Origin of the sequence: Roseomonas sp. KE0001 (assembly GCF_016107285.1) — a bacterium.
Taxonomy (GTDB): domain Bacteria; phylum Pseudomonadota; class Alphaproteobacteria; order Acetobacterales; family Acetobacteraceae; genus Pseudoroseomonas.
On record NZ_RCVQ01000005.1, the window covers coordinates 226,701 to 238,199 of the forward strand.

An 11,499-nucleotide genomic window follows, 5' to 3' on the forward strand; every position below is an offset into this window, starting at 1 on the left:
ACGGTGTCCGCGCCCCCCTTTGGGCTCAGACCGGGACCAGCTTGCCGGCGCGCGCATCCGTCCGGGCGAGGCGGGCCAGGAGATACTCGACCTCGGCCTTCGCCTTCGGGCTGATCGGCGCGCCGGGCTTGCGCTGCGCGTCGGAGGCGATGATGCCGCGCCGCGCCATCAGATACTTGCGGATGCCGAGGCCGACGCCGGGCTGCTGCTCGTAGCGCAGCAGCGGCAGGTGGGCGTCGAACAGGTCATGCGCCGCGTCGCGCTGGCCCTCGGCCTGCAGCCGCACCAGATCGACCAGCATGTCGGGGAAGGCGTAGCCGGTCATGGCGCCGTCGGCGCCGCGCTCCACCTCGAAGTCGAGGAACATCCCGCCATTGCCGCAGAGGATCGAGACCGGACGCATCGAGCCGTCCGCCTGGAAGCCCCGCAGCGTCGAGATCTTCTCGAGGCCCGGCCAGTCCTCGTGCTTCAGCATGACGCAGGAGGGATTGTCCTGCACGATGCGGCGGATCACGCCGGGCGTCATCACCACCGAGAAGGTCAGGGGGAAGTCCTGGATGACGAAGGGGACGTCCTCGCCGATCGCCTCCACCGCCTGGCGGTAGTAGGTGACGATCTGGTCGTCGGTCCGCAGCGTGTTGGGAGGCGCGATCATCACCCCGGCGGCGCCGGCATCCATCGCGCCGCGCGCCAGGCCCCGCATCGCCGCGAAGCCGGGCGCGGAGACGCCGACGATCACCGGCAGGCCCTCGGCGCGCCGCACGAAGCGGGTGGCCAGTTCCAGCCCCTCGGCGCCGTCCAGCTTCGGCGCCTCGCCCATCACGCCGAGCACCGTCATGCCGGTGCTGCCGACCTCGCGATAGAAGTCGGTCATGCGGTCCACGGAGGCATAGTCGATGCGGCCCCCGGCATCGAAGGGCGTGGGCGCGATGGGATAGACGCCCCGTGCGGTGTGATCGAGCGGCATGATGAATCCTCCGGCCTATGCTCGCCCTGCTTTAGCGAAGAAGCCGCGCGCCGCAAACCGCTCAAGCCAGGGTTCCGGCAGGCCTGCGCGCCGGCTTGGCGAGGCGGGTGGCCTCGGGCATCCTCGCCGCATGTGCGCCCTGAACCTGCTGACCGACATCCCGGGCGTGAGCGTCGGCCATGCCACCGACCTGCGCCTCGGCTCCGGCGTCACCGCCATCCTGTTCGACGAGCCGGCGGTCGCCGCGGCCCGCGTCTCCGGCGGCGCGCCCGGCTCGCGCGACGTGGCGCTGCTGAGCACGGAGGCCTCGATGGAGCGGGTGGACGGCTTCGTCCTCTCCGGCGGCTCGACCTTCGGGCTGGACGCGGCGGGCGGCGTGCAGGCGGCGCTGCGCGAGGCCGGGCGTGGCCAGCGCTTCGCCGGCGCCCTCATCCCGCTGGCGCCGCAGGCCATCCTCTTCGACCTCGTCAATGGCGGCGACAAGGACTGGGGCCGGCTCAGCCCCTATCTGGAGATGGGCTACCAGGCGGCGCGCGCGGCGCGGCCCGGCGCCTTCGCGCTGGGCACGGTGGGAGCCGGCACCGGCGCGACCACGGCCACCGTCAAGGGCGGGCTCGGCTCGGCCAGCGCCCTCGCGCCCGACGGCACACGGGTCGGCGCCATCGTCGCGGTGAACGCAGTGGGCAATCCGCTGGTGGGCGACGGCCCCTGGTTCTGGGCCGCGCCCTTCGAGCAGGGTGACGAGTTCGGCGGGCTGGGCCTGCCGCCGCGCCTCTCCCCGGGCCAGCTGGCGCCACGGCTGAAGGGCGGCACCGGCACGGCCACGACCATCGGCGCCATCGTCACCGATGCCACGCTCACCAAGGCGCAGCTGCACCGGCTGGCCGTCATGGCGGATGACGGGCTGGCGCGCGCCCTGCTGCCGGCCCATGGGCCGAATGACGGCGACACGGTCTTCGCGGCCGCCACGGGGGCGCGCCCGGCGGGCAATCTCACCGTGCTGGGCCAGGTGGCGACGGCGGTGATGGCCCGCGCCATCGCCCGCGGCGTCCATGCCGCCGCCGCCCTGCCCTATCCCGGCGCCCTGCCGGCCTGGGCGGACAGGTTCGCCGGGCATGGGCGCTGAGGGCCGGCTCAGCCGGCGGTGAGCGTCGCGAGCAGGGTCCGGGCCAGCGCCGCCTCCTCCTGGTTCACCCCGTGGAAGCCGCCGGGATAGAGGCGCGTGGTCACGGCGGCGCCCAGGCCCCGCAGATGCGCCTCCGTCTCCAGCACCCGGCGCTCCGGGATATGCGGATCGAGCCGGCTGCAGCCGAGCAGGACCGGCATTCCGGCCAGCACCTCCTCGCTCGGCACCGGGCCGAGCCGGTCGCCGATCAGCCCGCCGCTGAAGCCGATGGCGGCGCCGAGCGGGGCCCGGCGGCGGGCGAGGAATTCCAGCGCCAGGCAGGCTCCCTGGGAGAAGCCCAGGACCGCCACCTTCTCCGGTGGCAGGCCCGTCCGCGGCAGCACGTCCGCCAGGACCGAGAGCGCCGAGGAGAGCCAGGGCTCGTTGCGCGCCGTGGGCTCGATGAAGCGGTGGGGATACCAGCTGTGGCCCGCCGCCTCCGGCGCCAGCAGCGCCATGCCCGGCGGCGCCAGCTCCCGCCCCAATGCCAGCATGTCCTCCGGCCCGCCGCCGCGCCCGTGCACCAGGATCAGCGCCGCGGCGGCGCTGGCCAGGGGAGCTCCGGCCAGAGCCACCGGCCGGTTGGCATGCGGCCCCGTGCCGCCGGCCAGCAGCCCCGTCCCGCCGCTCATAGCGGCTTCAGCCCCCGCTCGATGGCGGCGCGCTGCGGCTCCAGGAAGGGCGGCAGGGAGAGGGTCTCGCCCAGCCGGTCCATCGGCTCGTCGGTCGCGAAGCCCGGACCGTCCGTCGCCAGCTCATAGAGAATGCCCGAGGGCTCCCGCACGTAGAGGCTGCGGAACCAGAAGCGGTCCACCGGCCCCGAGGAGCGCAGGCCGAGCTTGGTGTAGCGATCGACCCAGTAGCCATATTCCTCGTCACGCACCCGGAAGGCGACGTGATGCACCCCGCCGGCTCCCGGCGTCGCGCGCGGCAGGTGCGGCTCGACGCGGACGTGAAGCTCCGCCGCGGGGCCGCCCTCGCCCATCTCGAAGACCTGCACCTCCACCGGCTGGGTGTCCCCGGTCCGGTAGGCGCGGCCGCGCCGCATCTGCAGCACCTCCGTCAGGAAGGGCTCGGAGCGCCGCAGGTCCGGCACGCTGATGGTGATCGGGCCGAGGCCACGGATCTGCTCCGCCGCCGGCACCGGGCTCTTCGCCCAGGGGTGGGCCTCCCCGGCGCCGCCATCGTCCAGCAGGGTGAGCCGTTGGCCCTCCGGGTCCTCGAACTCGATCCGCAGCCGGCCGTCGAACTCGCCCAGCGGCCCGGCGCGCACGCCCGCCGCCTCGAGCCGCTTCGCCCAGGCCCGCAGGGCCGCCTCGCCGGAGACGCGCAGCGCGGTCCGGACGATGCTGCCGGTGCCGCGCCGCTCGGGCGGGGCCGGCCAGTCGAAGAAGGTGAGGTCGCTGCCGGGCGAGGCGATGCCATCGGCGTAGAAGAGATGATAGGCGCTGGTGTCGTCCTGGTTCACCGTCTTCTTCACCAGGCGCATGCCCAGCACGCGGGTGTAGAAGTCGTGGTTGCCCGGCGCATCGGCCGAGACGGCGGTCAGGTGATGGATCCCGTGGAGCTGCATGGCAGTCCTCCTGTCCTGAGGTTCCGGGGACGCGGCTGCGCCCCCGGACGGGTCGGCTATCCGGCGCGGCCCTTCACCAGCGCGTTGGTCACCTCGGCGACATGGCGGCCCTGGAACTTCGCCATCTCCAGCTCGGCCTCGCTCGGCTGGCGCGAGCCGTCGCCATTGGCGATGGTGGTGGCGCCGTAGGGCGTGCCGCCGTTCACCGCGGTGATGTCGGTCAGCCGCTTCTCGCTGTAGGGCAGCCCGACCACGACCATGCCGTAGTGCAGCAGGTTGACCATGTTGGAGACCAGCGTGGTCTCCTGCCCGCCATGCTGGCTGGCGGTGGAGGTGAAGACCGAGCCGACCTTGCCCACCAGCTTGTCCTGGAACCACAGCCCGCCGGTCTGGTCGAGGAAGCTCGCCATCTGCGAGGCCATGCGGCCGAAGCGGGTGGGCGTGCCGAGGATGATGGCGTCATAGTCTGGCAGCTCGGCCACGGTCGCGATCGGCGCCGCCTGGTCGAGCTTGAAGTGGGCCGCCTTCGCGACCTCCTCCGGCGCCGTCTCCGGCACGCGCTTGATCACCACCTCGGTCCCCGCCACCTGGCGGGCACCCTCGGCCACGGCCTGCGCCATGGTCTCGATATGGCCGTATGAGGAGTAGTAAAGGACCAGGATCTTGCTCATGCGGGAGAACCCTTTCTCGCTGTGGTCCCAAGGTGCGTTCGCGCGGCGTCGCACTCAAGCGGTTGATGGGAAACCCATCGTTCGTTAGATGGAAACGATGCGGCCGGATATCGAAGCCCTGGCAACCTTCCTGCAGGTGGTGGACAGCGGCACCGTCACCGCCGCCGCCGCCCGTCTCGGCCTCGCCAAATCCGTGGTGAGCAAACGCATCGCGCAGCTCGAGTTGCAGCTCTCGACCAAGTTGCTGAACCGGGCGCCGCGCCAGATGACGCCCACCGAGACCGGCGCCCTGCTGGCGGAACGGGCGCGCGCGGTGCTGGCGCAGCTCGACACCGTCGCCGACGACGTGATGGCGCAGTCGGGCGCCCTGCGCGGGCTGATCCGTCTGGCCGCCCCGCTCAGCTTCGGCGGCGGCGCCCTGAGCCTCGGCCCCGTGATCGCCGGCTTCATGCGGCAATGGCCGCATGTCGAGGTCGCCCTCGATCTCGACGACCGGCATGTCGATCTTCTGGGCGGCGGCCACGACCTGGCGCTCCGCACCGGCAGGCTGGTGGATTCCGCGCTGCGCAGCCGCCGCCTCGGCCGCAGCCACCGGGCGCTCTGCTGCAGTCCCGATTACGCGGCGCAGCACGGCCTGCCGGACCGGCTGGAGGCGCTCGCCCAGCACTCCTGCCTGGGCTACGCCAATATCGCCGCCGGCCACCTCTGGCGCTTCGCCCGCAGCGCGGCGCCAGAGGGCGAGGAGCGCTCCCTGGTGCTGCGCGGCCGGCTCACGGCCAATACGGGCGAGGCGCTGATGGACGCGGCCTGCGCCGGCCTCGGGCTGATCGTCCTGCCCACGTTCCTGGTCGCCGACCGGGTGCGGCAGGGGCGGCTCATCCCGGTCCATATCCCCGGCTGGACGCCGGTGTCGGACGACATCCAGCTGGTCTGGCCACCCACCCCCGCCCTGCCGCTCAAGGTGCGGCGGCTGATCGACCATCTCGCCGAGGCCATCCGCGAGCCTTTCGCCTGGGACGAACCCTTCCGCGCGCCGCCCCTCCTGGGCAGCGCCGAAGGCGCGGTGTAAGCCGGATTCCCTCACGCGGCGCAGATCCAGGGAGATGCCGATGATCGCACCCGTCCTGAAGCCCGATGCGGAGCTGGCCGTCGCCCAGGGCCGCCTGAAGGAGGCCGGCGTCAGCAACGGCGACGTGCTGACCCAGCCGATCGCGGAGGCGCGCGCGGCGACGCGGGCCTACCAGCGGTTCCTGAACCAGGGCGGGCCGGCCGTGGAGACCGTCGAGCACCGGCTGGACGGCACCAGCCCGCCCTTGCGACTGCGCCTCTACCGCCCGCGCCAGGACGGGCCGCTGCCGGCCTATCTGCACATCCATGGCGGCGGTTTCGCGGTGGGCGATCTCGACAGCCTCGACCGCTGGAAGCGCGAGATCGCCGACGAGGCGGGCGTCGTCGTCGTCGGTCTCGAATACGCGCTGGCGCCGGAGCATCCCTATCCCACCGCCATCGGGCAGGTGCTGGCGGCGCTGCGCTGGCTGCGCGACGCGGCCGGCGGTTTCGGCATCGACGGCAGCCGGCTCGCCGTCGGAGGCGATTCCGCCGGCGGCAACCTGGCGCTCAACGCTCTGCTGCGGCTGCGCGACACCGGCGAGGCCGGGCCGAGGCTCGGCATCCTCGTCTATGGCATGCTCTCGGCGGAGCACGACACGCCCTCGCACCGGGAGCGTGGCGACGGCCGCTTCGGCCTGTCCACCGCCAAGCTGAACTGGTTCTGGTCGCAATACCTCCCCGATCCGGCGCTGCGGCGGGATGCCGGCGCCGCGCCGCTGCACGCGCGGCTCGCCGGACTGCCGCCGCTGCTGCTGCAGGCCGCCGCGCTCGATCCCCTGCTGGACGACAGCCTGAATCTCGCCAACCGCCTGCAGGAGGCGGGCGTCGAGCACAGACTCACCGTCTATGAGGGCATGCCGCACGGCTTCATCGGGCAGACGGCGCTGCTGACCCAGGCGAACGCGGCGCGGCGCGAGGTGGTGGCGGCGCTGAAGGAGAGGCTGCGGGCCGGGTGAAAGGGTCGGGCGCCGCGGCCTCGCTTCCTTACCCTTCCAGCGCCCGCGCCAGGTCCTCGATCAGATCCGCGGAATCCTCGAGTCCCACCGAGAGGCGGAAGGTGCCGCTTCCCGTCCAGGCGCGGTAGGCCTCGGCCCGCGCGCCCTCCAGCCGGAAGGAGGAGCGCAGGATGTCCTCGCTGGGAATATGGAAGAGCAGGCTCTGCGTCTTGCCGAGCGAGACCGCGTAGGTGACGACGCGCAGCCGTTCCGCGAAGCGCCGCGCCAGGGCCTTGTCCTGCGGCGCGGTGAAGCTGACCATGCCTGAGAAATTGCGCATCTGCCGCCGCGCCAGCGCGTGCTGCGGATGGCTCCCCAGCCCGGGCCAGTAGACCTTGCCGATACGGGGATGCCCCTCCAGGAACTGCGCGACCGCGCGGGCATTGCTCTCATGCAGCGCCATGCGGGCCGGCAGCGTCTCCAGCCCGCGCAGGATCAGCCAGGCGGCGAAGGGGCTGATGGCGCCGCCGTAATGGATCAGGGCGTCCTTGCGGAGCGCATCGACCGGCGCGGCGCGGCCGATCACCGCGCCGCCCAGCGCGTCGCCATGGCCGCAGGCATACTTGGTCAGGGAATGGATCACCCAGTCGGCGCCGAGGGCGAGGGGCCGCGTGGCGATCGGGGTCGCCATGGTGGAATCGACCGACAGCTCGGCGCCGCCGCGATGCGCGATCTCCGCCAGCGCCGCGATGTCGGCCAGGCGCAGGATCGGGTTGGCCGGCACCTCGGCATGCAGCAGCCGGGTCTGCGGCCGCATCGCCGCCGCCACGGCGTCGAGGTCCGACATGTCTACGCTGCTGACCGCCACGCCGTAGCGCGCCAGCGTATCGAGCGCGAATTCGGCGACGCCGGCGTAGCAGACATCGCTGAGCAGCAGATGCGCGCCCGGCTGCAGCCGGTGCAGGAACAGGCCGGTCGCGGCCGCCATGCCGCTGGCGAAGGCGAGCCCCGCCTCCCCGCCTTCCAGCGCGGCCAGGCGCTGTTCCAGCAGCGCCACGGTCGGATTGCCCCAGCGCGTGTAGAAATGCGGCGCGGATTCACCGAGATCCTGGGCGGAGAAGCCCACCGCGTCAGGATCGGTGTGGAAGCTGGTGGCGGCGACCAGCGGCGGCGTGACCGGCGATCCCGCCGCGCGCGGCGGCGCGGCGGCGTGGATGGCCAGAGTGGCGGGGCGCGTCATGCGGGCCTCCCTGCCGGATGCGCCTCAGCTCTTCGCCGGCCTGTCGCCATGCGATACATCGGGCGTGCCGCGGAAGAGCGACATATGGGTATGCGTCGCCACCCAGGGCGCGTCCACCGTCTCCCGCGCCAGGGAGACGGTGGTGCGGCCCGGCCGGTCGAACGGCGTGCCGTCGGGGTGGTATCCGGTGGAATCCCAGATGCCCAGGCCGATGGCGAAGAGACGGTCCGGCGAGACGATCGACCGCACCCCGTCGAGCCGGTAGGTGAAGCCGTCGATCGTGCCCCACACCCTGCGCCACTGGTTCGCCTCGGTTTCCGCCTGGCCGCTGACGAAATCGGTGAAGGTGCCGAAGGCGAGGAAGTCCTCGGCGAAGAGGTGGCGCGCCGCGGCGAAGTCCACCGCGCGCACATGCTCGGACAGTTCACGGAACCAGTCGCGGACCTTCTCATGGTCGGCGGGGTCGACGGCGGCGGTGGCCTGAACGGGCATGCGAAGGTTCCTGAAGGGGAGGGCCGGGAAGCAGGGTCCGCAGAGGACTACACAGGCTCGAAATTGGCAATCCGCAGCAGCTCGGCGCTGCGCGCCACATCGGCCGCGATGAAGCGCTCCACCTCGTCGATGGATTCCCGCACCGGCTCGAACCCCTGGCCGGCGAGGCGCCGGACCGTCTCCGGCTCATGCATGCCATCGAGGATGGCGGCGTTGAGCTGCAGGGCGATCTCGCGCGGGACGCCACGCGGCGCCCAGACCCCGTACCAGGAATAGAAGGTGAAGCCGGGCAGCCCCGATTCCGCCAGGGTCGGCAATTCGGGCGCCAGCTCGGTGCGCGCCGGCGTCGCGATGCCAAGGCCGCGCACCTGCCCGTCGCGGATCAGCGGCAGCGTGGCCAGGGCCGGGTCGAACATCAGCTGGACATTGCCGGCGGCGACATCGGTCAGCGCCGGCGCCGAACCGCGATAGGGCACGATCTCGATGCTGGTGCCCGCGAGGCGGTTGAACTCGATCGAGGCGAGATGCCCGGCGGCGCCGAGGGAGGAGGTGGCGAAGCTCCACCGCGCCGGCTCGGCCCGGGCGGCGGCGATGGTCTCGGCCAGGGTCTGCTGCGGCAACCGCCTGTCCTGCACCAGCACGCAGGGTCCGCGCGCCGTGCGGGCGATCGGCTGGAAATCGGCGACCGGATCGTAGGGCACCGCCTTCATCACCTGCCGCGCCACGGGATGGATCGAGGCCGATCCCATGATGGTATAGCCATCGGCCGGGGCCTGCAGGACCAGCCCGGCCCCCAGCGTGCCGCTGCCGCCCGAGCGGTTCTCCACCACGACGCCGACCCCCAGGCGTTCCTGCAGCTTCTGGGCGGCGAGCCGCGCCATGGCGTCGGTGGCCGCGCCGGGGGTGTAGGGCACGATCATGCGGAGCGGCCGGTTGGGCCAGCGCCCCTCGGCATGGAGGGCGGGCGCGGAAAGGCCGGCCAGGGCCACCCCTCCCGCGGTCTGCAGCAGGGTACGTCGTTTCATGTCATCTCCTCGGCGGAAAGCGCGGCGAGGACTGGCGTGCCGATATCCTGCACGCGCCGCCCCCGCCGGGAAAAGAGCCTTTCGCCAAGGGCCCTTCGTCGAAGCGAGGCCGTCAGGCGGCGTGGCGAGCCGGCAGGGCCCGGACCAGACGGGCCCTCTGCTGGCGCTCGATCACCAGCCGGGCCACCCGGCCCGCCTCGGCGGGGCTGGCGAAGCGGCCACCATCGAGATCGTCGACGATCGGATCGATGGCCTTGAAGAACCAGGCGTCATGGGACGCGACGACGACGCCGACGAAGCGGCCGCCGACATCGACGGGACGGGAAGCGATCATGGGATATCTCCGGCCGCCGGTCGTGGCGGCTCCTGCGATGGGGAGGGGGATGCGGCGGCGCTCAGCGCCGACAACGCATTCGGCAGGTCTGCTGCCGTCCCGTCCCGCCGCAGGCGGAGCATGGAAGGCGCTTTAGCGTTTGGTGACGCGGTGCAAGCTGCATGGGTCAAATCCCCGCGGGGCGGCGTGACCCGCCCGGTGAACACGGGGCATATTCAACACAATCGAATAGGGTTTGCAAACCCTATTACCATTTTCACTCGCTAATTATCGGTGCAGGTGCCGCTTCGGCGTCCAGACATGCGCGTTTCGCGGTTTGACGACCGGATTCCGTTGAATATAGTCCGCCCCCCTCGCCGCTCGCGGAGCAGAAGCCATGATCCCTCCCGCCATGTCCCGCCGCCTCCTGCTCGCCGGCCTGGGCGCCGCCACCCTTGGAATTCCCTCCCGTATGGCGCTCGCCCAGCCCGCCGCCACGCCGCGCCGCGGTGGCACGCTGACCGCCATCGTGCAGCCCGAGCCGCCGATCCTGGTCTCGGCGCTGAACGCGGGCGCGCCGACCGGCGTGGTCTCGACCAATATCTTCGACGGCCTCTTCACCTACGACTGGGACATGTCGCTGAAGCCCTGCCTGGCGCAGAGCTGGACGCTGGCGGCGGACGGTCTCTCGCTCACCTTCCGCCTGCGGCCGGGCGTGAAGTGGCATGACGGCCAGGACTTCACCGCGGAGGACGTCAAGTTCTCGCTGGAGGAGATCTGGCGGAAGATCCATCCGCGCGGTCGCGCCACCTTCGCCGCCGTCGAGGCCGTCGAGACGCCGGACCCGCTGACCGTCACGCTGCGCCTGCGGCAACCCTCGCCGGTGATCCTGAGCGCGCTCAACGCCTATGAGGCGCAGATCCTGCCCAGGCACATCTATGCGGGCGGCGATGCCCTGGCCAACCCGGCCAACCTGAAGCCGGTCGGCACCGGCCCCTTCCGCTTCCGGGAATGGGTGCGCGGCGAGCACATCATCCTGGAGCGCAACCCGGACTACTGGGATGAGGGCAAGCCCTATCTCGACCGCATCGTCTTCCGCATCGTCCCCGACGCGGCGGCGCGCGCGGCCCTGCTGGAGACCGGGCAGGCGCAGTACGCCCCCTACAGCCCGGTGCCGCTGAGCGACGTGGCGCGGCTGCGCGCCCTGCCCGGCCTCGCCGTCGAGACACGGGGCTACGAATGGATCTCGCCCTGGCTGTTCCTCGAGTTCAACCTGCGCAAGCCGGAGCTCAAGGACCGCCGGGTGCGGCAGGCGATCGCCCATGCCATCAATCGCGACATCATCGCCAAGACCGTCTGGCACGGCTTCGGCAAGCCGGCGGTCTCGACGGTGCCGTCCAGCCTGACGCGGTTCCACAATCCGGACGTGCCGAAGTATCCCTTCGACGTGAAGAAGGCCGAGGCGCTGCTGGACGAGGCCGGCTTCCGTCGTGGCGCGGACGGCATGCGCTTCGCCCTTAGCCACGACTACCTGCCCTATGGCGATGACTACCGCCGCACGGGCGAGTATGTGCGGCAGGCGCTGCGCCGCGTCGGTATCGACCTGACACTGCGCAGCCAGGACACGCCGAGCTACCTGCGCCGTGTCTTCACGGACTACGAGTTCGACATCTCCAGCTCCTGGGCCTCGTCCTTCTCCGATCCTCAGATCGGCGTGCAGCGGCTGTTCTGGTCGAAGGCGATCAACAAGGGCACGCCCTGGACCAATGCCTCGGGCTACAGCAATCCGGAGATGGACCAGGTGATCGAGGCGGCGCAGCGCGCCGTGGACCCGGCCGAGCGCGCCCGCCTGTTCCGCGAGATGCAGGCGCTGGCGGCGACCGACCTGCCCAACCTGCCGCTGATCGAGCTGCACTTCTTCACCGTGCACGCCAAGACCCTGCGCGACGTGGCCACGGGGCCGGACGCCGCCTACTCCTCCCTCAAGCACGCCTGGCTGGAGGGCTGA

At 71.9% G+C, this 11,499-nt stretch carries 12 protein-coding genes; 4 read left to right on the top strand and 8 right to left on the bottom strand.

Annotated features, from left to right (window positions below):
* Nucleotides 1-25: 25 nt before the first annotated feature.
* Entirely contained in the window at nucleotides 26-967 is a 942-nt protein-coding gene (locus D9598_RS12120; protein WP_198366772.1) for a dihydrodipicolinate synthase family protein, read from the bottom strand.
* 130 nt (nucleotides 968-1,097) lie between these two features.
* Here D9598_RS12120 and D9598_RS12125 point away from each other — a divergent pair, with 130 nt between their 5' ends.
* On the top strand, nucleotides 1,098-2,093 hold the full coding sequence (locus D9598_RS12125; protein WP_198366773.1) for a P1 family peptidase: 996 nt from the start codon (nucleotides 1,098-1,100) through the stop codon (nucleotides 2,091-2,093).
* Nucleotides 2,094-2,101: 8 nt separating this feature from the next.
* On the opposite strand, the gene D9598_RS12130 is transcribed toward D9598_RS12125, so the two are convergent.
* The 3 genes from D9598_RS12130 to wrbA are packed head-to-tail and all read right to left on the bottom strand — an operon-like array spanning nucleotide 2,102 to nucleotide 4,376.
* A complete protein-coding gene (locus D9598_RS12130) occupies nucleotides 2,102-2,764 on the bottom strand; it encodes an alpha/beta hydrolase (protein ID WP_198366774.1) in 663 nt (220 codons plus the stop codon).
* On the bottom strand, nucleotides 2,761-3,705 hold the full coding sequence (locus D9598_RS12135) for a ring-cleaving dioxygenase (protein ID WP_198366775.1): 945 nt from the start codon (nucleotides 3,703-3,705) through the stop codon (nucleotides 2,761-2,763). The genes D9598_RS12130 and D9598_RS12135 overlap by 4 nt, the downstream gene beginning before the upstream one ends.
* Nucleotides 3,706-3,761: 56 nt before the next feature.
* On the bottom strand, nucleotides 3,762-4,376 hold the full coding sequence (gene wrbA, locus D9598_RS12140) for an NAD(P)H:quinone oxidoreductase (protein ID WP_198366776.1): 615 nt from the start codon (nucleotides 4,374-4,376) through the stop codon (nucleotides 3,762-3,764).
* A 97-nt stretch (nucleotides 4,377-4,473) separates the two neighbouring features.
* On the opposite strand from wrbA, the gene D9598_RS12145 reads away from it, so the two are divergent.
* Nucleotides 4,474-5,445: a LysR family transcriptional regulator gene (locus tag D9598_RS12145; RefSeq protein ID WP_198366777.1), complete on the top strand. Its 972-nt coding sequence runs from the start codon at nucleotides 4,474-4,476 to the stop codon at nucleotides 5,443-5,445.
* Between the two features lie 40 nt (nucleotides 5,446-5,485).
* The gene (locus D9598_RS12150) at nucleotides 5,486-6,442 is read left to right on the top strand and encodes an alpha/beta hydrolase (protein WP_232477154.1); all 957 of its coding nucleotides are present in this window, start codon (nucleotides 5,486-5,488) and stop codon (nucleotides 6,440-6,442) included.
* A gap of 28 nt (nucleotides 6,443-6,470) precedes the next feature.
* On the opposite strand, the gene D9598_RS12155 is transcribed toward D9598_RS12150, so the two are convergent.
* The 4 genes from D9598_RS12155 to D9598_RS12170 form a co-directional block, all read right to left on the bottom strand.
* Nucleotides 6,471-7,661: a PLP-dependent aspartate aminotransferase family protein gene (locus tag D9598_RS12155; RefSeq protein WP_198366779.1), complete on the bottom strand. Its 1,191-nt coding sequence runs from the start codon at nucleotides 7,659-7,661 to the stop codon at nucleotides 6,471-6,473.
* Between the two features lie 24 nt (nucleotides 7,662-7,685).
* Nucleotides 7,686-8,153 carry a DUF4440 domain-containing protein gene (locus D9598_RS12160; protein ID WP_198366780.1) on the bottom strand — a complete coding sequence of 156 codons (468 nt, stop codon included), beginning with the start codon at nucleotides 8,151-8,153 and terminating at the stop codon, nucleotides 7,686-7,688.
* Between the two features lie 47 nt (nucleotides 8,154-8,200).
* A complete protein-coding gene (locus D9598_RS12165) occupies nucleotides 8,201-9,178 on the bottom strand; it encodes a tripartite tricarboxylate transporter substrate binding protein (protein ID WP_198366781.1) in 978 nt (325 codons plus the stop codon).
* A gap of 112 nt (nucleotides 9,179-9,290) precedes the next feature.
* Nucleotides 9,291-9,512, bottom strand: a complete 222-nt coding sequence (locus tag D9598_RS12170) for a hypothetical protein (RefSeq protein ID WP_198366782.1) — start codon at nucleotides 9,510-9,512, stop codon at nucleotides 9,291-9,293.
* A gap of 391 nt (nucleotides 9,513-9,903) precedes the next feature.
* Between D9598_RS12170 and D9598_RS12175 the strand changes: the two genes are divergently transcribed.
* Nucleotides 9,904-11,499 carry an ABC transporter substrate-binding protein gene (locus D9598_RS12175; protein WP_232477155.1) on the top strand — a complete coding sequence of 532 codons (1,596 nt, stop codon included), beginning with the start codon at nucleotides 9,904-9,906 and terminating at the stop codon, nucleotides 11,497-11,499.